This is a genomic window from Enterobacter sp. BIDMC 29, assembly GCF_019378755.1.
In the GTDB taxonomy this organism is placed as follows: Bacteria; Pseudomonadota; Gammaproteobacteria; order Enterobacterales; family Enterobacteriaceae; genus Enterobacter; species Enterobacter ludwigii.
This window is the reverse complement of the sequence record NZ_CP080000.1, coordinates 4892880-4917911: the sequence shown is the minus strand read 5'-3', so window position 1 is coordinate 4917911 and position 25032 is coordinate 4892880. Positions and strand designations below refer to the sequence as shown.

The 25032-nt window shown below is 54.1% G+C and carries 19 protein-coding genes; 7 read left to right on the top strand and 12 right to left on the bottom strand.

All coding sequences use genetic code 11. The annotated features are described in order from the left end of the window. Nucleotides 1–12: 12 nt before the first annotated feature. The 4 genes from JTA15_RS21375 to JTA15_RS21360 form a co-directional block, all read right to left on the bottom strand. Nucleotides 13–1260, bottom strand: a complete 1248-nt coding sequence (locus JTA15_RS21375; protein ID WP_014168671.1) for a polysaccharide deacetylase family protein — start codon at nt 1258–1260, stop codon at nt 13–15. Nucleotides 1261–1323: 63 nt separating this feature from the next. Next, nucleotides 1324–1764 (bottom strand): PTS sugar transporter subunit IIA, encoded by a 441-nt coding sequence (locus JTA15_RS21370; RefSeq protein ID WP_219372699.1) that lies wholly within the window; start codon nt 1762–1764, stop codon nt 1324–1326. Between the two features lie 105 nt (nt 1765–1869). Next, nucleotides 1870–2640: an ABC transporter permease gene (locus JTA15_RS21365; RefSeq protein ID WP_014168669.1), complete on the bottom strand. Its 771-nt coding sequence runs from the start codon at nt 2638–2640 to the stop codon at nt 1870–1872. Then, complete coding sequence (locus tag JTA15_RS21360; RefSeq protein ID WP_014168668.1) at nt 2637–3563, bottom strand: ABC transporter ATP-binding protein; 927 nt, start codon at nt 3561–3563, stop codon at nt 2637–2639. Before JTA15_RS21360 ends, JTA15_RS21365 begins: the two co-directional genes overlap by 4 nt. Nucleotides 3564–3670: 107 nt before the next feature. On the opposite strand from JTA15_RS21360, the gene can reads away from it, so the two are divergent. After that, nucleotides 3671–4333, top strand: a complete 663-nt coding sequence (gene can / locus JTA15_RS21355) for a carbonate dehydratase (RefSeq protein ID WP_020882596.1) — start codon at nt 3671–3673, stop codon at nt 4331–4333. A gap of 101 nt (nt 4334–4434) precedes the next feature. Here the strand turns inward: can and hpt are convergent, their stop codons facing one another. After that, the gene (hpt, locus tag JTA15_RS21350) at nt 4435–4971 is read right to left on the bottom strand and encodes a hypoxanthine phosphoribosyltransferase (protein ID WP_025205381.1); all 537 of its coding nucleotides are present in this window, start codon (nt 4969–4971) and stop codon (nt 4435–4437) included. A gap of 207 nt (nt 4972–5178) precedes the next feature. Here hpt and JTA15_RS21345 point away from each other — a divergent pair, with 207 nt between their 5' ends. Further along, nucleotides 5179–7569 (top strand): glucose/quinate/shikimate family membrane-bound PQQ-dependent dehydrogenase, encoded by a 2391-nt coding sequence (locus tag JTA15_RS21345; protein ID WP_020882595.1) that lies wholly within the window; start codon nt 5179–5181, stop codon nt 7567–7569. A 96-nt stretch (nt 7570–7665) separates the two neighbouring features. Here JTA15_RS21345 and cueO read toward each other — a convergent pair whose 3' ends face one another. Beyond that, entirely contained in the window at nt 7666–9225 is a 1560-nt protein-coding gene (cueO, locus tag JTA15_RS21340) for a multicopper oxidase CueO (RefSeq protein ID WP_148576526.1), read from the bottom strand. A gap of 145 nt (nt 9226–9370) precedes the next feature. Between cueO and JTA15_RS21335 the strand changes: the two genes are divergently transcribed. The 3 genes from JTA15_RS21335 to speD all read left to right on the top strand — a co-directional run bounded on the left by JTA15_RS21335 (nt 9371) and on the right by speD (nt 11499). Next, a complete protein-coding gene (locus JTA15_RS21335; protein WP_014882582.1) occupies nt 9371–9718 on the top strand; it encodes a YacC family pilotin-like protein in 348 nt (115 codons plus the stop codon). A gap of 116 nt (nt 9719–9834) precedes the next feature. Continuing rightward, nucleotides 9835–10704 carry a polyamine aminopropyltransferase gene (speE, locus tag JTA15_RS21330; protein ID WP_014168661.1) on the top strand — a complete coding sequence of 290 codons (870 nt, stop codon included), beginning with the start codon at nt 9835–9837 and terminating at the stop codon, nt 10702–10704. Continuing rightward, a complete protein-coding gene (gene speD / locus JTA15_RS21325; RefSeq protein ID WP_014168660.1) occupies nt 10705–11499 on the top strand; it encodes an adenosylmethionine decarboxylase in 795 nt (264 codons plus the stop codon). It abuts the gene before it with no gap. 31 nt (nt 11500–11530) lie between these two features. Here speD and yacL read toward each other — a convergent pair whose 3' ends face one another. Next, nucleotides 11531–11893, bottom strand: coding sequence for a protein YacL (gene yacL / locus JTA15_RS21320; protein ID WP_014168659.1), 363 nt, complete (start codon nt 11891–11893; stop codon nt 11531–11533). A 188-nt stretch (nt 11894–12081) separates the two neighbouring features. Continuing rightward, nucleotides 12082–14679: a bifunctional aconitate hydratase 2/2-methylisocitrate dehydratase gene (acnB, locus tag JTA15_RS21315; protein WP_020882592.1), complete on the bottom strand. Its 2598-nt coding sequence runs from the start codon at nt 14677–14679 to the stop codon at nt 12082–12084. Between the two features lie 412 nt (nt 14680–15091). Here acnB and JTA15_RS21310 point away from each other — a divergent pair, with 412 nt between their 5' ends. Beyond that, nucleotides 15092–16621 carry a DUF3300 domain-containing protein gene (locus JTA15_RS21310; RefSeq protein ID WP_219372698.1) on the top strand — a complete coding sequence of 510 codons (1530 nt, stop codon included), beginning with the start codon at nt 15092–15094 and terminating at the stop codon, nt 16619–16621. A 10-nt stretch (nt 16622–16631) separates the two neighbouring features. Further along, nucleotides 16632–17423, top strand: a complete 792-nt coding sequence (locus JTA15_RS21305) for a DUF2950 family protein (protein ID WP_044858481.1) — start codon at nt 16632–16634, stop codon at nt 17421–17423. A gap of 52 nt (nt 17424–17475) precedes the next feature. Here JTA15_RS21305 and lpdA read toward each other — a convergent pair whose 3' ends face one another. The 4 genes from lpdA to pdhR all read right to left on the bottom strand — a co-directional run bounded on the left by lpdA (nt 17476) and on the right by pdhR (nt 24548). Beyond that, complete coding sequence (lpdA, locus tag JTA15_RS21300; protein ID WP_219373274.1) at nt 17476–18900, bottom strand: dihydrolipoyl dehydrogenase; 1425 nt, start codon at nt 18898–18900, stop codon at nt 17476–17478. A 198-nt stretch (nt 18901–19098) separates the two neighbouring features. Continuing rightward, the gene (gene aceF, locus JTA15_RS21295; RefSeq protein ID WP_219372697.1) at nt 19099–20982 is read right to left on the bottom strand and encodes a pyruvate dehydrogenase complex dihydrolipoyllysine-residue acetyltransferase; all 1884 of its coding nucleotides are present in this window, start codon (nt 20980–20982) and stop codon (nt 19099–19101) included. A gap of 14 nt (nt 20983–20996) precedes the next feature. Next, nucleotides 20997–23660, bottom strand: a complete 2664-nt coding sequence (gene aceE / locus JTA15_RS21290) for a pyruvate dehydrogenase (acetyl-transferring), homodimeric type (protein WP_086463029.1) — start codon at nt 23658–23660, stop codon at nt 20997–20999. Nucleotides 23661–23783: 123 nt separating this feature from the next. After that, nucleotides 23784–24548: a pyruvate dehydrogenase complex transcriptional repressor PdhR gene (pdhR, locus tag JTA15_RS21285; RefSeq protein WP_013095596.1), complete on the bottom strand. Its 765-nt coding sequence runs from the start codon at nt 24546–24548 to the stop codon at nt 23784–23786. Between the last annotated feature and the right edge of the window lie 484 nt (nt 24549–25032).

The window sequence follows — 25032 nt, the reverse complement described above, 5'->3', positions numbered from 1 at the left end:
CCTTCTCTCATCTCATCCCTGCGGCTGATTACTGATAAGCCGCGACATCGTCTCCAGCGAATCCGTCCTTAAAATATACAGTCGCTTAAGCAGGAACGGATTGTCCCCGGGCTTCACTTTGCCTTTTACCGTTGTCACCGCCAGGTGGAACCCTGCGTCATTCGCTGCTTTTACCGCTTTGTCATCATAGGCGCCAAACGGATAAGAGAGATAGAGCACGTGCGGGTTAAATTGCGCCAGCGCCCGGCGTGAACGCGCGAAATCGAACAAAATCACGTGATGGCTACGGCTCAGTAAGATCGGGTGTTTATTGCCGTCCACTCGATGCAAGAAGTGGGTATGAGACTGGATATCAAACACATCCTGGATCTGCTCAAGCTCAGAGACACTCATAAACTGCAGGTATTTCGGCGCCCACTTCTGCGGATGACGTTTTATACGCGACGAGATAATAAACGCCGTCGCCTTAAATCCATACGCTTTGAGGACGGGATACGCATAGCGGCTCACCGACTTCAGCCCGTCATCAAAGGTGATCACCACAGACTTCGCCGGCAGGTTCATTTTGTTACGCACATACCCTTCAAGCTGAGCCATCGTCAGCGTGGTATAGCCCTGATCGCGAAGCCAGGTCATCTGGTTGCTGAACGCACGCACGCTGGTGGTCGTGGAGGTATGTCGGAAACGGGTGTTCTCTTCATCACGCAGGATATGGTGATAGGTCAGAACCGGGATGCCGTTATCTTCCTGCGCATCCAGGCTGCTGATCCACGCCAGACGATTGCCGATGCGGATCTGATACCAGGTCTGGTTCAGACGGTCTTTAAGTTTATTCAGAATGGGGTAGCGAAGGTTAGCGCTCATCGTGCCGAAAGGGGCGCTTCCGCTGCTGGGGGCGTTAAAGACAGGCGTGTCTTTCCAGGTTATCAGGTTCTGGTTACTCAGCGGTTTATTCAAATCACCAAGGCTGTCTTCCACGCGCTGTTTGCCCTGCACATCTTCCAGGTGCTCTTTATCAATAAAGCCCGTGCCGAAGCCAAAACGAAACTCGTAGTAATCAGCGGATGTGGGGACGACGGCCAGGATTTGCCCGGCACGAATATTGCCGACATTGACCACATTGTTACCTACTTGCGCCCAGATAGCCGCATCTTCGGTGGTTTGCATATATCGGGCGGGAAGCCCTTGCTGAGCGATCAGGCTGGCAGATGCGCCGCCGGAAACCAGCAGCAACAGAAGGAACACAACGCGCATGAACATGGAATATTAATCGACACGAAAAATCAGCCACCATTGTAACAAAAGCAGCATCAATACCAATGTTTAATTCTTATACAAATCATGGAGCAAGACAAAGGGAGGATTTTTTTGCTGCTGATGCCACAGGCTGCTGACGCCGGCCACTTTTTTGTCGACGATCGCATGACGGAATTCAGCGCTGCTTAAGGTTTCCCGGAAGGGATACATGGATTCCAGCAGCAAAAAGTTAATGCCTGATATCACTTCACAGTTGTTGTGCTTGTGGCTCAACAATGCCGCAGAGCGATAAGGTGCCGCGCCGGATTTATCGGTCAGGAAGATGACGCCGTCACCGGTGTCGGTTTCATGCAGGGCATCGCACATCATGCGGCTGAGCATGTTGGTGCTCAATCCACGCCAGTAGTTAACCGCACGGCATTGCGCCAGCGGACCAAATCTGGCCTCCAGTTTATCCAGCATATCCTGCGCCTGTTCATCATGGCAGGCGATCACCCATCCCAGCATCACTCTCTCCTTAGCAGGCAAGTAGTTTAGCGGAGTGAAGGTTAGCGTACGGTGATAACAATCAAAGAAAAGCGCCCGGCAAACAGAATGTCGCCGGGCGGGAGATTAGCTGCGCAGACCGCGTCCACGCTGAATCAGAGACCAGCACAGCAGGTAGAAGGCGATAATAAACACCACCAGCACCGCAACCGTGGTAATCAGTGGCACATCCGTAATGCCGAGGAAACCAAAGCGGAAGCCGCTGATCATATAAACAATCGGGTTCAGGTGTGACAGCGCCTGCCAGAACGGCGGCAGCAGCGTCAGGGAGTAGAACACCCCGCCAAGATAGGTCAGTGGCGTCAGCACAAAGGTCGGGATCAGGCTGATATCATCAAACGTTTTAGCAAACACCGCGTTCAGCAGACCGGCCAGCGAGAACAAGATTGCCGTCAACAGTAACGTGAGCGCCACGAACAGCCATGAATGCACCTGGAACGGCACAAAGAACAGGGAGATCGCCGTCACCAGAATCCCCACGCAGAGACCGCGCGCCACGCCGCCGCCCACATAACCCGCAATGATCACATGCGTTGGTACCGGCGCGACCAGCAGCTCTTCAATGTTACGCTGAAACTTGGCGCTAAAGAATGATGATGCCACGTTAGCATAGGCGTTGGTGATCACCGCCATCATGATCAGGCCCGGCACAATAAACTGCATATAGGTAAAGCCGTGCATTTCACCAATGCGGGAACCGATGAGGTTACCGAAGATGATGAAGTAGAGCGTCATGGTGATCACCGGCGGTACCAGGGTTTGCACCCAGATACGCATAAAGCGGTTAATCTCTTTCGCCCAGATGCTTTTCAGCGCGACCCAGTAAAGATGCGTCATGCCTTGTCTCCTTGTTTATCCTGCACCAGAGAGACAAACAGCTCTTCCAGTCGGTTCGCTTTGTTACGCATACTTAATACCTGAACACCCTGCGCGCTCAGCTGTGAGAACACGCTGTTGATGCCCTGCTCGCGCAGCACTTCCACTTCCAGCGTTGAGGTATCCACCAGACGATAGTTATAGCCTTCCAGCGTCGGCAGCGGGCTTTTCGCCGCCAGATCGAGAATGAAGGTTTCGGATTTCAGCTTGGCGAGCAGGCTCTTCATCGAGGTGTTTTCCACCAGCTCACCGTTCTGAATGATGCCGATATTGCGACACAGCATCTCCGCCTCTTCGAGGTAGTGCGTGGTCAAAATAATGGTCGTGCCTTTGTCGTTGAGGTCCTTCAGGAAGCCCCACATTGAACGACGCAGTTCGATATCCACGCCCGCGGTGGGCTCATCAAGGATCAGCAGCTTTGGCTCATGCATCAGCGCACGGGCAATCATCAGACGGCGCTTCATCCCGCCAGACAACATGCGCGCACGTTCATTGCGTTTTTCCCACAGATCGAGCTGTTTGAGGTACTTTTCGCTGCGCTCAACCGCTTCTTTGCGCTCAACACCGTAGTAACCCGCCTGATTAACCACGATTTGCTGCACTGTCTCGAACGGGTTGAAGTTGAACTCCTGCGGTACCAGTCCGAGCTGGCGCTTGGCATTCACCACATCTTTTTGCAGGTCGTAACCAAACACGCTCACCCGGCCGGACGTTTTATTGACCAGAGAACTGATAATGCCAATGGTGGTGGATTTCCCCGCCCCATTCGGCCCCAGAAGCGCGTAGAAATCCCCCGCTTCCACTTTGAGATCTATCCCACGCAGCGCCTGAACGCCGCCTGGATAGGTTTTTTTGAGCTGCTCAAGCTCCAGTGCAATCGCCATGAATTAAACTTACCTTAGGTTCTGACACACGTTGTGTGGTTTCATTAAAAGTCGAGTTACCCTATATTAGCGCAACGCAATCACTCGGTTACAGGTCGCTAACCTCCATGAACGACATAGATACACTCATCAGCAACAATGCACTATGGTCAAAAATGCTGGTGGAGGAAGACCCCGGATTTTTTGGAAAGCTCGCGCAGGCGCAAAACCCACGCTTTCTCTGGATTGGATGTTCCGACAGCCGCGTTCCGGCAGAGCGCCTGACAGGTCTCGAGCCTGGCGAACTGTTTGTGCACCGTAATGTTGCCAACCTGGTGATCCATACCGACCTCAACTGCCTTTCGGTTGTTCAGTACGCCGTTGACGTTCTGGAGGTCGAGCACATCATTATTTGTGGCCACTATGGCTGCGGCGGTGTGCAGGCCGCGATTGAAAATACCGAACTCGGGTTAATCGATAACTGGCTGCTGCATATCCGCGATATCTGGTTCAAACATAGCTCACTGTTGGGTGAAATGCCGCAGGAGCGTCGTCTCGATACCCTTTGCGAGCTGAACGTGATGGAGCAGGTTTATAACCTTGGCCATTCCACCATCATGCAATCGGCGTGGAAACGCGGGCAAAAAGTCTCGATCCACGGCTGGGCATACGGTATTCACGATGGTCTGCTTCGTAACCTGGAAGTGACCGCCACCAACCGTGAAACGCTGGAGCAGCGCTATCGTTCCGGGATCGCCAACCTGAAGCTTAAGCACGTCAACCATAAATAACTGCCTGTAAGCGGTTCAGATAAAAACAAAACGGCAACCCGGGTTGCCGTTTTTACTGTGTGTCCCCTCGTCAGAGGGCAACAGACCGCACGTCACAAACCTTACTCGTCGAGCAGGATCACTTTACCCACATACGGCAGATGGCGGTAACGCTGCGCGTAGTCAATGCCATAGCCCACGACGAACTCGTCAGGGATAGAGAAGCCGACAAACTCTACCGGCACCTGCACTTCACGGCGGCTGGGTTTATCCAGCAGGGTGCAGATCGCCAGGGATTTTGGCTCACGCAGGCTCAGGATCTCGCGCACTTTAGAGAGCGTGTTGCCGGAGTCTATGATGTCCTCAACGATCAACACATCTTTGCCACGAATATCTTCATCCAGATCTTTCAGGATTTTCACATCACGGGTTGTGGACATGCCGCTGCCGTAGCTGGAGGCGGTCATAAAATCGACCTCATGGGACACCTGCACTTCACGGCACAGGTCTGCCATGAACATGAAAGAGCCACGTAAAAGACCGACCAGCACCATTTCGCTGCCGCTGTCCTTGTAATGTTCGGTGATTTGACGACCCAGTTCGGCGATACGCGCTTTGATCTCGGCTTCCGGGATCATCACTTCAACAGTATGTTTCATATTACTAACCATATGATTTTAATGAAAATCTCTCAATGCGGATGAATGTTACTCCGGCATCGATACGCAAGCCAGCCATTATATCAGTAAATGGATACACCTGGCGCATGAGTTATAAAAAGCAAATATTGTGATTCCGATCACACTTGTTAATACCTATAATTAGTTGCTAGCAAATAATTAACAAAACTGACGAGTACACTTTCTATGGCTGAAATAAAAACTCAACAGCCACGTCTACTGGTGACATTAACAGCGCTATTCGCCGCCTTCTGCGGCCTGTATCTGTTAATCGGTGGCGTCTGGCTGGCCGCAATTGGCGGCTCCTGGTACTACCCTATTGCGGGTCTGGTTATGCTTGGCGTAACCGTCCTGTTGTGGCGTAGAAAACAATCCGCGCTATGGCTTTATGCTGCTTTACTCCTCGCAACCATGATCTGGGGCGTCTGGGAAGTCGGTTTCGACTTCTGGGCACTGACGCCGCGCAGTGACATCCTGGTCTTCTTTGGTATCTGGCTGATCCTGCCGTTCGTGTGGCGTCGCCTGATTGTTCCTTCAAGCGGTGCCGTTGCGGCGCTGGTGGTTGCCCTGCTGATCAGCGGCGGCATTCTCACCTGGGCCGGTTTTAACGATCCGCAGGAGATTAACGGTACGCTGAATGCCGAATCCACCCCAGCTGCGGCTATCTCGCAGGTCGCGGATGGCGACTGGCCAGCTTATGGCCGTAATCAGGAAGGTCAGCGCTACTCCCCGCTCAAGCAGATCAACGCGGACAACGTTAAGAACCTGAAGGAAGCCTGGGTATTCCGTACCGGCGACCTGAAGATGCCAAACGATCCGGGTGAACTGACCAACGAAGTGACGCCGATTAAAGTCGGTAACATGCTTTATCTGTGCACCGCGCACCAGCGTCTGTTCGCGCTTGACGCGGCCACCGGTAAAGAGAAATGGCACTTCGATCCACAGCTGAACTCCAACCCGTCGTTCCAGCACATCACCTGCCGTGGCGTCTCTTACCACGAAGCGCGTGCTGATAATGCGAGCCCTGAAGTCATTGCCGACTGCCCTCGCCGCATCATGCTGCCGGTAAACGATGGCCGCCTGTTCGCGATCAATGCCGAAACCGGTAAGCTGTGTGAGACCTTTGCCAACAAAGGTATCCTGAATCTGCAGACCAACATGCCGGACACCACGCCGGGTCTGTATGAGCCAACCTCACCGCCGATCATCACCGATAAAACTATCGTGATTGCCGGCTCGGTAACCGATAACTTCTCCACCCGCGAAACCTCTGGCGTTATCCGTGGTTTTGACGTGAACACCGGTAAACTGCTGTGGGCCTTCGACCCGGGCGCGAAAGATCCAAACGCGATCCCATCGGACGAACACACCTTTACCTTTAACTCACCTAACTCCTGGGCACCGGCGGCGTATGACGCGAAGCTGGACCTGGTCTACCTGCCGATGGGCGTCACCACGCCAGATATCTGGGGGGGTAACCGTACGCCTGAGCAAGAGCGTTATGCCAGCTCTATCGTGGCGCTGAACGCGACCACCGGTAAACTGGCCTGGAGCTACCAGACTGTTCACCACGACCTGTGGGATATGGACATGCCGTCCCAGCCAACGCTGGCTGACATTACCGTTAACGGCAAAACCGTTCCGGTGATTTATGCACCCGCGAAAACGGGCAACATCTTTGTGCTGGATCGCAGCAACGGTAAGCTGGTTGTCCCGGCACCCGAAAAACCCGTTCCGCAGGGCGCTGCCAAAGGCGACTATGTCACCAAAACACAGCCGTTCTCTGACCTGAGCTTCCGTCCGAAGAAAGATCTCAGCGGTGCAGACATGTGGGGTGCCACAATGTTTGACCAGCTGGTGTGCCGCGTGATGTTCCATCAGCTGCGCTATGAAGGTATCTTCACGCCACCTTCTGAGCAGGGCACGCTGGTCTTCCCGGGTAACCTGGGCATGTTCGAATGGGGTGGGATCTCCGTTGACCCTAACCGTCAGGTGGCGATTGCCAACCCGATGGCCCTGCCGTTTGTTTCTAAGCTTATTCCACGCGGTCCAGGCAACCCAATGGAGCAGCCTAAAGATGCTAAAGGCAGCGGTACTGAGGCGGGTATTCAGCCGCAGTATGGCGTGCCCTATGGCGTCACGCTGAACCCGTTCCTGTCGCCGTTTGGTCTGCCGTGTAAACAGCCTGCCTGGGGTTATATCTCCGGCCTGGATCTGAAAACTAACCAGATCGTCTGGAAAAAACGTATTGGTACGCCTCAGGACAGCATGCCGTTCCCGATGCCGGTTCCTGTCCCGTTCAATATGGGTATGCCAATGCTGGGTGGTCCAATTTCTACCGCCGGTAACGTGCTGTTCATCGCGGCAACCGCCGATAACTACCTGCGCGCGTACAACATGACCAACGGTGAAAAACTGTGGCAAGGCCGTCTGCCAGCAGGTGGACAGGCAACGCCGATGACCTATGAAGTGAATGGCAAGCAGTACGTTGTCATCTCTGCGGGTGGTCATGGTTCGTTTGGTACGAAGATGGGCGACTACATTGTGGCTTATGCTTTACCCGACGACGCTAAATAATTAACACCGCCAACGGTAAAAAAAACGGCAACTTCGGTTGCCGTTTTTATTGCTTATCTCCTGTGGACCGGGGTCTGGGCATCAGGGCACACGATATTAAACCGTGAACCCCAGCATCATGCCCGTATCTTCATGCTCCAGCAGATGGCAGTGCGCCATATAGGCAAACGCCTTCGGTGCCTCGTGGTCAAATTTCACCAGCACCTCACTGACGCCACCTTCAACCCTGACGGTGTCTTTCCATCCCGCGCGGTGCGCCTGTGGCGCGTTACCGTTTTCAGAAAGGATGCGGAACTGGGTGCCGTGAATATGGAACGGATGCAGCATCATGTCGCCTTCGCCTGAAATCACCCAGCGTTCAAACTGCCCTTTTGTGGCAGCAAACATTGGCGTGTTCATGTCGAACGCTTTACCGTTGATCATGTTGGCATTGTGGAAATCGAAATCATGGCCACCGTGCCCCATGCCGCCCATTTTACCGTGGTCCATATTCATATGGCCCATCATCTCTCCGTGGTGCATACCCGCCATCGCCTGATTGCCATATTTCGCCATCAGTGCCTGCATGCCCATCATATCGAGCATCGGGTTCATGGACAGTTGCAGCTTGCGTTGGGTCAGGCCCTCGAGAGAAGGTAGCGCCGGGAGCGTGGTCAGGGTATCCGGCAGCATGCCCGAGGCCGTGACCTGCAGCGGCTGGATCTGCAGCACCGGGTGCGGCTTATCAAAGGGTGCAACCGCCATTCCCATCTGACTGACCGGTAGCGTGACCAGGTCAAACGGTTTGCCGTCGCTGATATCCACCAGCACCTCAAAACGCTCCCCCATCAGCATCGGTAGCATATCCACCTTCACCGGTTCAGGCAGCAGCCCCCCGTCGCTTGCGACCACGTACAGAGGGCGTTTATCGCTGGTGGCGAAATTCAGTGAGCGGGCGTTACAGCCGTTGAGCAGGCGTAAGCGCAGCCAGCCTTTCGGTGCCGCATGCTGCGGGTAAATGGCACCGTTGGTCAGCAGGGTGTCGCCAAACCAGCCTACCGCCGCGCTCATGACGTCCAGCTGGTAATCAATTTGCCCGTCAGCGGTGAATTTTTTGTCCTGCACAATGACCGGCACATCGTCGATGCCCCACTGTTTGGGCAGGCGCAGCAAACGGCTTTCGTCATCTTCAATCAGCACCAGTCCCGCCAGCCCCATCGCCACCTGATGGCCCGTTTTGCCATGCTGATGGGGGTGGAACCAGCAGGTCGCGGCGCGCTGGTCCGGGGTAAAGGTCACGCTTCGCTTACCGCCCGGTTTTATGATGCCCTGCGGCCCCCCATCCACCTCGCCCGGCACTTCCAGTCCGTGCCAGTGCAACGTGGTCTCCTCAGCCAGCGTGTTATGGATATCCACCGTCACCGCTTTCCCTTTACGTAACTGAAGTGCCGGGCCGAGAAGATTGCCGTTATAACCCCACGTTGTCGCGCTGTGGGCGCCAAAGGTCGTTTTACCGGACTGGACAACAAGCTGGATGCGGCTACGGGCATCCGCGGTGAGTAAATCAGGGATCGGTAAGGCAGGTCTGTCGGCCGCAAAAGCCGCGCGGCTCCACAGCGGTAAAGCGCTGGCTACGCCAAGCGCAACGGAATATTTTAAAAAATCACGGCGTTGCATGTTCATTTCCTTATTTCCAGCAGGCGATCTTTTGAGCATAAACCCTCCCCTTACCGGAAGGTCAAGTGAAGCGGCAATAATAAAGATCGTCGGCCTGGCATCAAGTATGCTAACGTTAATTTTCCGTGATGCAGTGGTAGAAGCAATGAAGACGTTTTTCAGAACAATTTTGTTCGGTAGCCTGATGGCGATGTGTGCGAACAGTTACGCGCTGAGTGAAAATGAAGCGGAAGATATGGCCGATCTGACGGCAGTTTTTGTCTTTCTGAAAAACGATTGTGGTTACCAGAATTTGCCCAACGGGCAGATTCGTCGCGCACTGGTCTTTTTTGCCCAGCAAAACCAATGGGATCTCAGCAACTACGATAGCTTCGACATGAAGGCGCTCGGCGAAGACAGCTACCGCGATTTAAGCGGTATTGGTATCCCTACCGCCAAAAAATGCAAAGCGCTGGCTCGCGATTCACTCAGCCTGCTCGCCTACGTGAAATAACTTTCCCGACGCCCCCTTGTTGAGCCTATAGCCGTGCAACCACGGTTATAGTTAGCTATCATGTTTCGCTCATTTTTTGTGAGCGTAACGGATGTTAACAAAGGAGGAGTCCGCGTATGGCCGACCACACGTTGTGGCATGAAACACTGCATGACCAGTTTGGTCAGTACTTTGCCGTTGATAACGTGCTCTATCATGAGAAAACCGATCACCAGGATCTGATCATCTTCGAGAATGCCGCCTTTGGCCGCGTGATGGCGCTGGATGGTGTCGTGCAAACGACCGAGCGCGACGAGTTTATCTATCATGAGATGATGACCCACGTTCCGCTGCTGGCACACGGGCATGCGAAGCATGTTTTGATTATCGGTGGTGGTGATGGCGCAATGCTGCGTGAAGTCTCCCGCCATCAATCCATCGAAACCATTACGATGGTGGAAATTGATGCCGGCGTGGTCTCTTTCTGTCGTCAGTACCTGCCGAACCATAACGCCGGTAGCTATGACGATCCGCGCTTCAGTCTGGTCATTGATGATGGGGTTAACTTCGTTAATCAGACGACCCAGACCTTCGACGTTATTATCTCCGACTGTACCGACCCGATCGGTCCCGGCGCGTCGCTGTTTACCTCCGATTTCTACGAAGGCTGCAAGCGCTGCCTGAAGCCGGGCGGGATTTTCGTGGCACAAAACGGCGTCTGCTTCCTGCAGCAGGATGAAGCCCTCGACAGCCACCGCAAACTGAGCACCTATTTTGGCGATGTCAGCTTCTATCAGGCCGCTATTCCGACGTACTACGGCGGGATCATGACCTTTGCCTGGGCGACGGATAACGACGTACTGCGCCATCTTTCCACCGAAATTATTCAGGCCCGCTTCCACCAGGCCGGTCTTACGTGCCGTTACTACAATCCGGCAGTTCATACCGCAGCGTTTGCCTTACCGCAGTACCTGCAAGACGCATTATCCACTAAGGGGGTGAGCTAATTGAAAAAGCTTAAACTGCATGGCTTTAACAACCTGACCAAAAGCCTGAGTTTTTGTATTTACGATATCTGCTATGCCAAAACAGCGGAAGAACGCGATGGTTACATCGCCTATATCGATGAACTCTACAATGCCAACCGCCTGACCGAGATCCTGTCAGAAACCTGTTCGATTATCGGCGCGAATATCCTGAATATCGCCCGTCAGGATTATGAACCTCAGGGTGCCAGCGTCACGATTCTGGTCAGCGAAGAGCCGGTCGACCCTCAACTTATCGATAAAACAGAACATCCGGGCCCGCTGCCGGAAGTGGTCGTCGCCCATCTCGATAAAAGCCACATCTGCGTGCACACCTACCCGGAAAGCCATCCTGAAGGCGGGCTGTGTACCTTCCGTGCCGATATCGAAGTGTCGACCTGCGGCGTGATCTCCCCGCTGAACGCGCTGAACTATTTAATCCACCAGCTGGAATCCGATATCGTGACGATTGATTATCGCGTGCGAGGCTTTACCCGTGACATTAACGGCATGAAGCACTTTATCGATCACGAGATCAATTCCATTCAGAACTTTATGTCCGACGACATGAAGTCGCTGTATGACATGATGGATGTGAACGTGTATCAGGAAAATATCTTCCATACCAAGATGTTACTTAAGGAGTTCGACCTTAAGCACTACATGTTCCATACCCGACCAGAAGATTTAAGCGAAGAAGAGCGCAAGGCCATTACTGACCTGCTCTGGAAAGAGATGCGCGAAATCTACTACGGCCGCAATATTCCGACCGTGTAAGCCGCGCTGGGAGCAAGGACGCTCCGGTGTGCTATTTCTGTTTCATGAACGCCCGGTACGCCGTCACGACTTGTAAAAAGTCTTCTACGCCGCACAGCGACAGACTCTCTTCATCGTAGTAGCTCATCCCCTCTTCCATCTCATCACCGGAGAATTCAAGCTGGTTGGCACGCACCATCACCTCTTCGCCATCCATCCACAGCGTGTATTCGTGCCCGGCACGTTGCCAGGAGCGTTCACTGCCTTTCACCGTATTTGCCGCCTGTTCAACTTCGTCCAGAAGGGCGAGATTCTCTTTCACCTCTTCGTTGAACCAGTGTCCAACAGCTTCGTGGCCCATCGACATACGCACTTTCACCACTCCGGTGATGTCGCGCAGAAATTCGTAATCCATAGTATTTTCCTCTGCAAAGCCATTACGCTAATTATCGCAGCAGAGAGGAAGAAAAAAAGCGTGGGAGGCAGGAGGAATGAAAATAAAAAGGTGAGAGCAAGACCTTGCGGTCTGATGCCCTCACCCTGTCCCTCTCCACAGGAGAGGGTGCAAACACAAAACCGCCTCCGTGGAGACGGTTTAGCTGTTTATACCGCCGTCTGGAAGATAACCCCGTCAGCTTTCTCGGTGTACTGAGAGAGCTGGTCGAAGTTCAGATAGCGATAGGTATCTACCGCCGTCTTATCCACCTGCGCCACAAAGGTCTGGTACTCTTCCGGCGTTGGCAGTTTACCAATCAGTGCCGCAACCGCCGCCAGCTCCGCAGAGGCCAGGTAGACGTTAGCACCGGTACCTAAACGGTTCGGGAAGTTACGGGTAGAGGTGGAAACCACCGTCGCACCGTCAGCCACGCGCGCCTGGTTACCCATACACAGGGAACAGCCAGGAATTTCGATACGCGCACCGCTCTTACCGAACACGCTGTAGTAGCCCTCTTCGGTCAGCTGAGCCGCATCCATACGGGTTGGCGGAGCCACCCACAGACGCGTTGGCAGCTGGCCTTTGTGAGTATCCAGCAGCTTACCGGCAGCACGGAAGTGGCCGATGTTGGTCATACAGGATCCGATGAACACTTCGTCGATCTTGTCGCCCTGAACGTCTGAAAGCAGACGCGCATCGTCCGGATCGTTTGGTGCACACAGGATCGGCTCTTTGATATCCGCCAGATCGATGTCGATCACTGCCGCGTATTCTGCGTCAGCATCGGCTTCCAGCAGCTGTGGATCCGCCAGCCATTTTTCCATGCCCTGGATACGGCGCTCCAGCGTACGACGGTCGCCGTAGCCTTCTGCAATCATCCACTTCAGCAGCACGATGTTAGAGGTCAGATACTCAATAATCGGTTCTTTGTTCAGCTTGATGGTACAGCCAGCAGCAGAACGCTCCGCGGACGCATCGGTCAGTTCGAATGCCTGCTCGACTTTCAGATCCGGCAGACCTTCAATTTCCAGAATACGGCCAGAGAAGATGTTTTTCTTCCCTTTCTTCTCAACGGTCAGCAGACCCTGTTTGATGGCATACAGAGGGATAGCATGCACGAGGTCACGCAGGGTGATACCCGGCTGCATTTTACCCTTGAAGCGCACCAGAACCGATTCTGGCATATCCAGCGGCATCACGCCGGTCGCAGCAGCAAACGCCACCAGCCCCGAGCCCGCCGGGAAGGAGATACCGATTGGGAAACGGGTATGGGAATCACCACCGGTACCGACGGTATCAGGCAGCAGCATACGGTTCAGCCAGGAGTGAATAACACCGTCACCCGGACGCAGCGACACACCGCCACGGTTCATGATGAAGTCAGGCAGCGTGTGGTGCGTGGTCACGTCAACCGGCTTCGGATACGCGGCAGTGTGACAGAAGCTCTGCATCACCAGGTCAGAAGAGAAGCCCAGGCACGCCAGGTCTTTCAGTTCATCACGGGTCATTGGGCCTGTGGTGTCCTGAGACCCCACGGAGGTCATCTTCGGTTCACAGTACGCGCCAGGACGGACACCGGCGACGCCGCAGGCGCGACCCACCATTTTCTGCGCCAGGGAGTAACCACGATTGCTTTCCGCCACATCCTTCGCATGACGGAACACGTCGCTGTGCGGCAGACCCAGCGCTTCACGCGCTTTGGTCGTCAGGCCACGACCGATGATCAGCGGAATACGGCCACCGGCACGCACTTCGTCAATCAGCACGTCGGTTTTCAGCTCAAAACTCGCCAGCAGTTCGTTGGTTTCGTGGTTGCGCACTTCACCTTTGAACGGGTAAACGTCAATCACGTCGCCCATATTCAGGTTAGAGACATCGACTTCGATCGGCAGTGCGCCCGCATCTTCCATGGTGTTGAAGAAGATTGGCGCAATTTTGCCGCCCAGCACCAGGCCGCCGCCACGTTTGTTAGGCACATGAGGGATGTCATCGCCCATGAACCACAGTACGGAGTTGGTCGCAGACTTACGGGACGAACCGGTACCCACTACGTCACCGACGTATGCCAGCGGGAAACCTTTTTCCTGCAGGGCTTCGATCTGTTTGATCGGGCCAACGCTGCCCGGCTGATCCGGCTCAATACCTTCACGGGCGTTTTTCAGCATCGCCAGCGCGTGCAGAGGAATATCAGGACGAGACCACGCATCCGGTGCCGGAGAGAGGTCATCGGTGTTAGTTTCACCGGTCACTTTGAAGACGGTAACGGTGATTTTTTCAGCCAGTGCAGGACGGTTCAGAAACCATTCGGCATCGGCCCAGGATTGCATAACCTGTTTCGCGTAGGCGTTGCCGGCTTTGGCTTTTTCTTCCACATCGTAGAAGTTATCGAACATCAGCAGCGTTGAGGAGAGCGCTTTGGCGGCAATCGGTGCCAGCGTGTCGTTATCCAGTGCGTCAATCAGCGGATGAATGTTGTAGCCACCCTGCATGGTACCGAGCAGTTCAATAGCTTTTTCAGGAGTAACCAGTGGGGAGGTTGCTTCGCCTTTGGCGACGGCGGCAAGGAATCCGGCTTTTACGTAGGCAGCTTCATCTACGCCAGGCGGTACACGGTTGATCAACAGATCTAACAGGAATTCTTCTTCGCCCTTAGGCGGGTTCTTCAGCAGCTCGACGAGCGCGGCCATTTGGGTTGCATCTAAAGGTTTGGGTACAATTCCCTCGGCGGCACGTTCTGCTACGTGCTTACGGTATTCTTCTAGCACGACGGTTCTCCTCGCTCTCATTGTCATATGCGGCGGGCGTTCTCTTCACGCTCCTGTGAGACAGCAGTTTGTAGGGTAAATGCCCGATACCGCGTCGGGCAGCATAGCAGGATTTCTGCACAGTGTTAATCCGTTTACAAAAAAGCAACATTAAAAAATTTGCTGAATCGTTAAGCATGGTGTAGCGGGCAGGTGCAACGAATTCTGACTGCAAAAACCGTGAGTGCGACCTTCTGAATATTCCGGCGGCATTTCAGCCATCCGATATAATTGTGTAATAAATACTCACACTCTTTATCCGGACGTACCGGATGATTCCCCACAAAAGTCAAAACAGTAAAAGACGGGTGATTGATACTCACGCCAATCGTAACGCCTCACGGCACAGCGCTTGTCTCGTTGGAGTCATTTTATGAAGTTGCCCTTTAAGCCACAACTGCTTGTCCTTCTGTGCAGTGCCGGGCTGTTTGCCGCCTCAGGCGTCATGTTCGTTAAAAGCCGCGCAACGGAGCCTGTGGCTCCTGCCCCCGTCGCACAACAACCGGCTGCGCCGCCTGCCGCTCAGCCAGCACCGGTCGTCGCGCCAGCCTACACGGCCGCGCAAATTGATCAGTGGGTTGCCCCCATCGCGCTCTACCCGGATGCCCTGCTATCGCAAATTTTGATGGCTTCGACTTACCCGGCCAACGTCATCCAGGCGGCACAGTGGTCAAAAGACAACCCTAAACTGCAGGGCGATGCCGCCATTCAGGCCGTGGCGAATCAACCCTGGGATCCGAGCGTGAAATCACTGGTGGCGTTTCCTCAGCTGATGTCCCTGATGGGCGAAAATCCACCCTGGGTGCAGAGCCTGGGCGATGCGTTTCTCGCGCAGCCGAAAGATGTGATGGATTCCGTGCAACGTCTGCGTTTGCTGGCGCAGCAAACCGGTGCATTGCAATCAACACCGCAGCAAACGGTCACCACCGAGACAAAACCGGCCCCGGCGAAAACGGCCACCAGCCAGACAACAAGCACCGCCACGACGTCAGCCCCGACGGTCATTAAAATTGAGTCTGCCGACCCGCAGGTGGTTTACGTTCCCACCTACAACCCGAATACCGTGTATGGCACCTGGCCGAACACCGCTTATCCGCCCGTCTATTTACCGCCCTCCCCGGGAGAGCAGTTTACGGACAGTCTGGTCAAAGGCTTAGGGTTCAGCCTGGGCGTGGCGACCACCTACGCTATTTTCAGCAACATCGACTGGGATGATGACGATGACTGGGATCACCACCATGATGACGACTGGGATCACCACGGCGGCTATAACCGCAACGGTGATAACAACATCAATATCAACGTCGAGAACTTTAATAAAATCAGCGGCCAGCGCCTGACAGACGCCAACCGCACCTGGCAGCATAACCCGGCCTATCGTGAAGGAGTGCCCTATCCCACCAACACGCTCAACAATCGCTTCCACTCAACGAATACGGCAACGGGGCTAAGCGCGACGCAGCAAAAACCGGTCAACCGGGACAGCCAACGGCAGGCTGCGCTGAGCCAGATGGAGAAATCGACGGGAAAAACCTTCCCGCAAACCGCGCGTCCGGGCACCAAAGATGCACAGCGTCAGGCGTCAACCGCCCAGCTGAAGCAAATTTCCCAGCGCAACAACTACCGGGGCTACGACACCAAACCGCAAACGGCACAGCGGACAGCCGCTAAGACGCGAGACAGCCGCCCGACCACCACCCAAAGGCAAGAGAAACGGGTTTCGCAGCCTGCGCGGAGTAGCCAGCCGCGCGCCAATGCGCTCAGCGGTAACGACAGTCGTTCCGCCAACTGGCAAGCCCAACAGCAGCGAGGTGCCCAGAGCCGGCAACAGGCTGCCCGCCATCAGCAACCGCGCCAGACGTCTACCGGGCGTGCTGAACACCGTGAATTCCGTCACCGTTAAGGAAGCCGACATGAAAAGCAAATTACTCAGTGGGATCGCGTTATTCATGCTGTCGGCCGCCGCAATGGCGCAGCAATCTTTCAGCACGCCAGACCAGGCAACCGATGCGCTGGCCAGCGCCATCAGTGAGCAAAATGAAAGCGCGATGAACACCCTGCTCGGTGAAAACTGGCGTGATTTCCTGCCGCCGGAAGGGGTGGATCCTGATGCCGTGGATCGCTTCCTGCGCGACTGGAAAGTTCGGCACAATACGGTCGTTGACGGGGATAAGGCACATCTTGTGGTCGGTGACAGCGACTGGCAGCTACCGATTCCGGTGATCAAAACCGCCTCTGGCTGGCAATTTGATATCAAAGAAGGGGCTGAAGAGATCCTGACCCGCGAGATTGGCCGCAACGAGCTCGCCGCCATCGAGGCGCTGCACGCGTATGTGGATGCACAGCAAAGCTATTTTGCGCTGAACCAGAAATATGCGCAGAAGATTGTCAGCTCAGCCGGCAAAAAAGACGGCTTATACTGGCCGGCCTCGCCCGGCGAAGCCCCCAGCCCACTCGGTCCGGCCTTCAGCCCGAAAGAACCCGGCACTGGCTATCACGGCTACCGTTTTCGAATCCTGCCGGATAAAAATGGTTTTGCCATGGTGGCCTGGCCAGTCAGCTACGGCCAGACGGGCGTGATGAGCTTTGTAATAAACCAGACCGACAAGGTGTACCAGTCGGACCTCGGCAGCGAGTCAGAGAAGAAAGCGCAGGCGTTACCTGCTTATCACCTGGATCACACCTGGCAACCGGTCGCCCCATAACGCAGGCAAAAAAAACGCCTCCGGAGGAGGCGTTTCGCAATCATGAAGAAACTTATTTCTTCTTCGCTTTCGCGTTAGGCAGGTCGGTGATGCTACCTTCGAACACTTCTGCCGCCAGGCCAACAGACTCGTGCAGAGTCGGGTGAGCGTGGATGGTCAGCGCGATGTCTTCAGCGTCACAACCCATTTCGATAGCCAGACCGATCTCACCCAGCAGCTCGCCGCCGTTGGTACCGACAATCGCACCACCGATCACACGGTGAGTCTCTTTGTCGAAGATCAGTTTGGTCATACCGTCTGCGCAGTCGGAAGCGATAGCACGGCCAGAAGCAGCCCACGGGAAGGTGGCGATTTCGTAGCTGATGCCTTTCTCTTTCGCTTCTTTCTCAGTCAGACCCACCCATGCCACTTCTGGCTCGGTGTAAGCGATAGATGGGATCACTTTCGGATCGAAGTAGTGTTTCATGCCGGCGATAACTTCAGCGGCAACGTGACCTTCGTGAACACCTTTGTGCGCCAGCATTGGCTGACCGACGATATCGCCGATAGCAAAGATGTGCGGCACGTTGGTGCGCAGCTGTTTGTCAACGCGGATGAAGCCACGGTCGTCCACTTCCACGCCTGCTTTGCCCGCGTCGAGGTTTTTACCGTTCGGCACACGGCCGATAGCCACCAGCACGGCGTCGTAACGCTGTGGTTCGGCAGGGGCTTTTTTGCCTTCCATGGAAACGTAAATACCGTCTTCTTTTGCTTCAACGGCAGTCACTTTAGTTTCCAGCATCAGGTTGAATTTCTTGCTGATACGTTTGGTGAAGACTTTAACGATGTCTTTATCGGCAGCCGGGATAACCTGGTCGAACATTTCAACCACGTCGATCTCTGAACCCAGCGCATGGTACACGGTACCCATTTCCAGACCGATGATACCGCCACCCATAACCAGCATACGCTTAGGTACGGATTTCAGCTCCAGCGCATCGGTGGAATCCCACACGCGTGGATCTTCATGTGGAATGAATGGCAGCTGAATTGGACGGGAACCCGCAGCGATGATCGCGTTGTCGAAGTTAATAACGGTTTTGCCGTTTTCGCCTTCCACTTCCAGGGTGTTCGCGCCGGTGAATTTACCCAGACCGTTGACCACTTTCACTTTACGGCCTTTGGCCATACCTGCCAGACCACCGGTCAGCTGAGTGATAACTTTCTCTTTCCAGGTACGAATTTTGTCGATATCGGTTTTCGGCTCGCCGAAGACGATACCGTGTTCAGCCAGTGCTTTGGCTTCTTCGATAACTTTCGCAACGTGCAGCAGAGCTTTAGAAGGGATACAGCCTACGTTCAGGCAAACACCACCGAGGGTGTTGTAGCGTTCTACGATTACGGTTTCCAGACCTAAATCAGCGCAACGGAAGGCAGCAGAGTAACCCGCCGGGCCTGCCCCAAGTACCACGACCTGAGTTTTGATTTCAGTACTCATCATGACCTCTTATTGATTTCCGGCGGTCCAGGTACTTGTCGCCCTTCATCCACCGGGACGTTCTATCCGCCCGCAGTTTACAAAATTGTTAACAATTTTGAAACAACAAACGGCTCACGAATTGTCGCTTTTCGCCAATAACCTCACAGACCACATGAGATTAACAGAAAAAAGCCGGCCGACTGGCCGGCTTTTCGATTACATCACCAGGCGGCGAATGTCGCTCAGGGTGTTGTTGATGATGGTGATGAAACGCGCACCATCAGCACCGTCGATCACGCGGTGGTCGAAGGACAGAGAGATTGGCATCATCAGACGCGGCACGAACTCTTTGCCATTCCATACCGGTTCCATCGCGGACTTGGACACACCAAGGATAGCCACTTCCGGCGCGTTAACAATCGGTGCGAAGTGGGTAGTACCCAGGCCGCCGATGCTGGAGATAGTGAAGCAGCCGCCCTGCATTTCGCCGGCAGTCAGCTTACCATCACGCGCTTTTTTGGAGATGGTGGTCAGTTCACGGGACAGCTCAGTGATGCTCTTCTTGTTCACGTCTTTAAAGACCGGAACAACCAGACCATTTGGCGTATCAACCGCAACACCGATGTTGATGTATTTCTTCAGCGTCAGCTTCTGGCCATCTTCGGACAGGGAGCTGTTGAAGCGTGGCATCTGCTCAAGCGCCGCAGCAACGGCTTTCATGATGAAGACGACTGGGGTGAATTTCACGTCCAGTTTACGCTTCTCAGCTTCGGCATTCTGCTGTTTACGGAACGCTTCCAGATCGGTGATATCCGTTTTGTCGAAGTGCGTAACGTGCGGGATCATCACCCAGTTACGGCTCAGGTTGGCACCAGAGATTTTCTGGATACGACCCAGTTCCACTTCTTCGATTTCACCGAACTTGCTGAAGTCCACTTTCGGCCATGGCAGCATGCCCGGGATACCGCCGCCAGCGGCAGCAGCAGGGGCAGCTTCAGCGCGTTTCACCGCGTCTTTCACATAGGCCTGAACGTCTTCGCGCAGGATACGACCTTTACGGCCAGTCCCTTTCACTTTCGCCAGGTTTACACCGAATTCGCGCGCCAGGCGACGAATCAGTGGCGTAGCGTGAACGTAAGCGTCGTTCTCAGCGAACTCAGATTTACCTTCTGCTTTTGCAGCAGGGGCAGCAGCAGGTTTAGCCGTCTGAGCCGGTGCAGCGGCAGCAGCGGCAGCCGGAGCAGCAGCTGGCGCAGCGCCTTCCACTTCGAAGACCATGATCAGAGAGCCCGTAGACACTTTGTCGCCGGTGCTGATTTTGATCTCTTTAACGGTACCCGCGAATGGCGCGGGTACTTCCATAGACGCTTTGTCGCCTTCAACGGTGATCAGTGACTGTTCAGCAGCAACTTTGTCGCCCACTTTTACCATCACTTCGGTGACTTCAACTTCGTCACCACCGATGTCAGGTACGTTGACATCTTTCGCACCGCCAGCAGCAGGTGCAGCGGCCGGCGCTGGCGCAGCAGCCTGAGCAGGCGCGGCAGCAGGTGCAGCACCTGCCACTTCGAAGATCATGATCAGAGAGCCGGTAGAAACTTTGTCACCGGTGTTGATCTTGATCTCTTTAACCGTACCCGCGAATGGCGCCGGCACTTCCATAGAGGCTTTGTCGCCTTCTACGGTGATCAGGGACTGCTCAGCCGTAACGGTATCGCCCACTTTCACCAGGATTTCAGTGACTTCTACTTCGTCACCGCCGATGTCAGGCACGTTGACTTCTTTTGCCGCAGCAGCTGCTGGTGCAGCCGCCGCAGGAGCAGCTTCTTTCTTCTCTTCCTGCGCAGGTGCAGCAGCTGCTGCACCGTCGGCGGAATCGAAAATCATGATCAGTTTGCCAGTCTCGGTTTTATCGCCAACAGAGACTTTGATCTCTTTAACGATGCCAGCCTGAGGAGACGGAACTTCCATAGAGGCTTTATCGCCTTCTACAGTGATCAGCGACTGTTCAGCTTCAACTTTGTCGCCCACTTTGACCAGGATCTCGGTGATTTCAACTTCATCAGCCCCGATGTCCGGTACTTTGATTTCGATAGCCATTCTTCTTTTACCTCTTACGCCAGACGCGGGTTAACTTTATCTGCATCGATGTTGAATTTGGTGATTGCGTCCGCAACCACTTTCTTATCGATTTCGCCACGTTTAGCCAGTTCGCCCAGTGCTGCTACAACCACGTAAGATGCATCCACTTCGAAGTGGTGACGCAGGTTTTCGCGGCTGTCAGAACGACCGAAGCCGTCAGTACCCAGTACGCGGTAGTCATCAGCCGGTACGTAAGTACGAACCTGCTCAGCGAACAGTTTCATATAGTCAGTAGACGCAACCGCAGGCGCGTCGTTCATCACCTGAGCGATGTATGGAACGCGTGGCGTTTCCATTGGGTGCAGCATGTTCCAGCGCTCACAATCCTGGCCATCACGCGCCAGTTCAGTGAAGGACGTTACGCTGTACACGTCAGAGCCAACGCCGTAGTCGTTCGCCAGGATCTGTGCCGCTTCACGTACGTGACGCAGGATAGAACCGGAGCCCAGCAGCTGAACTTTACCTTTGCTACCTGCAACGGTTTCGAGTTTGTAGATACCTTTACGGATACCTTCCTCGGCACCTGCTGGCATGGCCGGCATGTGGTAGTTTTCGTTCAACGTGGTGATGTAGTAGTAAATGTTCTCTTGCGCTTCACCGTACATGCGATGCAGACCGTCATGCATGATGACTGCCACTTCGTACGCGTAAGACGGGTCGTAAGAGATACAGTTAGGGATAGTCAGAGACTGAATATGGCTGTGACCATCTTCGTGCTGCAGACCTTCACCGTTCAGGGTCGTACGACCAGAAGTACCACCGATCAGGAAGCCGCGAGCCTGCTGGTCGCCTGCCTGCCAGCACAGGTCACCGATACGCTGGAACCCGAACATGGAGTAGTAAATGTAGAACGGGATCATCGGCAGGTTGTTGGTGCTGTAAGAGGTCGCAGCAGCCAGCCAGGATGCGCCTGCGCCCAGCTCGTTGATACCTTCCTGCAGGATCTGACCTTTCTCGTCTTCTTTGTAGTAAGCAACCTGCTCACGGTCCTGCGGGGTGTACTGCTGGCCGTTCGGGCTGTAAATACCGATCTGACGGAACAGACCTTCCATACCGAAAGTACGCGCTTCGTCGGCAATGATTGGAACCAGACGATCTTTGATCGACTTGTTCTTCAGCATCACGTTCAGGGCACGAACGAAAGCGATAGTGGTAGAGATCTCTTTGTTCTGCTCTTCCAGCAGCTGAGAGAAATCTTCCAGCGCTGGCAGTTCCAGCTTCTCGGTGAAGTTAGGCTGACGAGCTGGCAGGTAGCCTTTCAGCGCCTGACGACGTTCGTGCAGGTACTTATGCTCTTCAGAACCTTCAGGGAAGGTGATGTAAGACAGGTTTTCTACCTGCTCATCGGTCACTGGAACGTTGAAACGGTCGCGGATATAACGCACGCCGTCCATGTTCATTTTCTTAACCTGGTGAGCGATGTTTTTACCTTCTGCGGTATCACCCATGCCGTAACCTTTGATGGTATGGGCCAGGATTACAGTCGCTTTACCTTTGGTTTCACGCGCTTTTTTCAGTGCAGCGTAAATTTTCTTCGGATCGTGGCCGCCACGGTTCAGAGCCCAGATCTGTTCGTCAGTCCAGTCTGCAACCAGTGCTGCGGTTTCAGGATATTTACCGAAGAAGTGCTCACGAACGTAGGCACCGTCTTTGGATTTGAAGGTCTGGTAGTCACCGTCAACGGTTTCGTTCATCAGCTGGATCAGTTTACCGCTGGTGTCTTTACGCAGCAGTTCGTCCCAACGGGAACCCCACATCACTTTGATCACGTTCCAGCCAGCACCGGCGAAGATGCCTTCCAGTTCGTTGATGATCTTGCCGTTACCGGTTACCGGACCATCCAGACGCTGCAGGTTACAGTTGATGATGAAGCACAGGTTGTCCAGTTTCTCACGGGTCGCAATGGTGATTGCGCCTTTCGATTCTGGCTCATCCATCTCGCCATCGCCCAGGAAGGCGTAGACGGTCTGTTCAGAGGTGTCTTTCAGACCACGGTGTTCCAGATATTTCAGGAATTTAGCCTGATAGATAGCACCGATTGGGCCCAGACCCATGGATACTGTCGGGAACTGCCAGAATTCTGGCATCAGTTTAGGGTGTGGGTAAGAAGACAGACCTTTACCGTGAACTTCCTGACGGAAGTTGTTCATCTGCTCTTCAGTCAGACGACCTTCCAGGAATGCACGTGCATAGATGCCCGGAGAGATGTGGCCCTGGAAGTACACCAGATCGCCGCCGTCTTTCTCGTTAGCTGCACGGAAGAAGTGGTTGAAACACACTTCGTAAACGGTCGCAGAAGACTGGAAGGACGCCATGTGGCCACCCAGCTCCAGGTCTTTCTTGGACGCGCGCAGAACGGTCATGATGGCGTTCCAGCGGATTGCAGAACGGATACGGCGTTCCAGATCCAGATTGCCCGGGTATTCCGGTTCGTCTTCAACGGCAATCGTGTTTACGTAGTTGCTAGCCCCTGCACCTGAAGCAACCTTCACACCGCCTTTGCGGGCTTCAGAAAGCAGCTGATCAATCAGATACTGAGCACGCTCAACACCTTCTTCACGGATGACCGATTCGATCGCCTGTAGCCAGTCGCGAGTTTCGATCGGATCCACGTCATTTTGGAGACGTTCTGACATGGGGGTATTCCTTATCTATCTAATACGTTGATTTGTCTGGAACCTGTCCCATTGTGCTCTTGGGCAAGAACACAATAAGACAGGTTCTGCGTTTAGTTGCCGCGCTCTAAAAAACCCTGGCGCTTAATCCTTTCGTTGCTGTATGCGGCGTAATGAACGTTCGCGACGCGATTGTTCACGGCTGCGGTCCAGCAAGATTTCCTCAATGAAAGCCAGATGTCGGTGCGACGCTTCGCGCGCCTGCTCCGGTTCCCCGGCCATTATCGCCTCGAATACTCGGGTGCGATGGTTGCTTACCAATGGGAGCATGTCCCGACGGGCATACAACAATTCAAAATTCTGACGAACGTTCTGGGCCAGCATCGGCTCCATGCAGCGTAGCAGATGGAGGAGCACAACATTGTGTGCAGCTTCGGTGACGGCGATTTGATACTGGACAACGGCATTGGACTCGGCGTCTAAATCGCCGGATTGCTGTGCCCGTTCAATGGCCTGATGAAGTTCGCGGATACGCACGCGATCTTCATCAGTGCTACGAAGTGCGGCGTAATAGGCCGCGATACCTTCTAGCGCGTGACGGGTCTCAAGCAGATCAAACTGGGATTCTGGGTGGTCAGAGAGAAGTTCTACCAGCGGATCGCTGAAGCTCTGCCACAGGCTGTTTTGCACAAAGGTTCCGCCGCCCTGGCGACGAAGCAGCAAGCCCTTTGCTTCGAGACGTTGAATCGCCTCACGCAGAGAGGGACGTGAAACGTCGAACTGTTTTGCCAGCTCGCGTTCTGGCGGAAGTTTCTCACCCGGGCGCAGTGTCCCTTCGAGGATTAAAAACTCCAGCTGCTGCTCAATCACATCAGATAGTTTTGGTTGGCGAATTTTGCTGTAGGCCATATTCCCTGTCTTACGCCTTTTTGCCCGGAGTCAATTGGTCTTACCAATTTCAAGTTCGTATCGCTAAAGTAACAAAGTATTCACCTTCTGTCCATATTGGTTTTGATTGAAATCAGTAAACCCTGCACATTTTAACAACCTTACAGAAATAACGTTTCAGAAATGTAACTTCGCACAAATGAGTTAGTTACTCCCTTAGTGGGAGTTTTAACCTTAATGAAACGAGGGTTTTTGCAATCTGAAGCGATTCAACAACGCAAAATATGAAATTTTGCCCACTTACGGAGCATTTCTATTCTATAGGTTGGGGTATGAAGGGTTAGCGGGGTGATTTACAAATGCTTTCTTTTTATTCAACTCGTCATCGCCCCGTCATAAAGCAGGTGCATTCGCTGGCGCTTACCACTATTCTGGCGCTTACGGAAGACATCTCCGCTTTTTTCGGTCTCATTGACTGTAAAGAAATAAATACAGAAAACGGATA

Excerpts from the sequence above, each read along its gene's own strand:
- JTA15_RS21370 (WP_219372699.1), bottom strand. The coding sequence starts at position 1,764 with ATGCTGGGATGGGTGATCGCCTGCCATGATGAACAGGCGCAGGATATG.
- speE (WP_014168661.1), top strand. The coding sequence starts at position 9,835 with ATGGCCGACCACACGTTGTGGCATGAAACACTGCATGACCAGTTTGGT.
- aceF (WP_219372697.1), bottom strand. The coding sequence starts at position 20,982 with ATGGCTATCGAAATCAAAGTACCGGACATCGGGGCTGATGAAGTTGAA.
- JTA15_RS21305 (WP_044858481.1), top strand. The coding sequence starts at position 16,632 with ATGAAAAGCAAATTACTCAGTGGGATCGCGTTATTCATGCTGTCGGCC.
- JTA15_RS21360 (WP_014168668.1), bottom strand. The coding sequence starts at position 3,563 with ATGGCGATTGCACTGGAGCTTGAGCAGCTCAAAAAAACCTATCCAGGC.
- JTA15_RS21375 (WP_014168671.1), bottom strand. The coding sequence starts at position 1,260 with ATGTTCATGCGCGTTGTGTTCCTTCTGTTGCTGCTGGTTTCCGGCGGC.
- JTA15_RS21335 (WP_014882582.1), top strand. The coding sequence starts at position 9,371 with ATGAAGACGTTTTTCAGAACAATTTTGTTCGGTAGCCTGATGGCGATG.
- yacL (WP_014168659.1), bottom strand. The coding sequence starts at position 11,893 with ATGGATTACGAATTTCTGCGCGACATCACCGGAGTGGTGAAAGTGCGT.
- pdhR (WP_013095596.1), bottom strand. The coding sequence starts at position 24,548 with ATGGCCTACAGCAAAATTCGCCAACCAAAACTATCTGATGTGATTGAG.
- hpt (WP_025205381.1), bottom strand. The coding sequence starts at position 4,971 with ATGAAACATACTGTTGAAGTGATGATCCCGGAAGCCGAGATCAAAGCG.
- JTA15_RS21345 (WP_020882595.1), top strand. The coding sequence starts at position 5,179 with ATGGCTGAAATAAAAACTCAACAGCCACGTCTACTGGTGACATTAACA.
- aceE (WP_086463029.1), bottom strand. The coding sequence starts at position 23,660 with ATGTCAGAACGTCTCCAAAATGACGTGGATCCGATCGAAACTCGCGAC.
- JTA15_RS21310 (WP_219372698.1), top strand. The coding sequence starts at position 15,092 with ATGAAGTTGCCCTTTAAGCCACAACTGCTTGTCCTTCTGTGCAGTGCC.
- can (WP_020882596.1), top strand. The coding sequence starts at position 3,671 with ATGAACGACATAGATACACTCATCAGCAACAATGCACTATGGTCAAAA.
- lpdA (WP_219373274.1), bottom strand. The coding sequence starts at position 18,900 with ATGAGTACTGAAATCAAAACTCAGGTCGTGGTACTTGGGGCAGGCCCG.
- JTA15_RS21365 (WP_014168669.1), bottom strand. The coding sequence starts at position 2,640 with ATGACGCATCTTTACTGGGTCGCGCTGAAAAGCATCTGGGCGAAAGAG.
- cueO (WP_148576526.1), bottom strand. The coding sequence starts at position 9,225 with ATGCAACGCCGTGATTTTTTAAAATATTCCGTTGCGCTTGGCGTAGCC.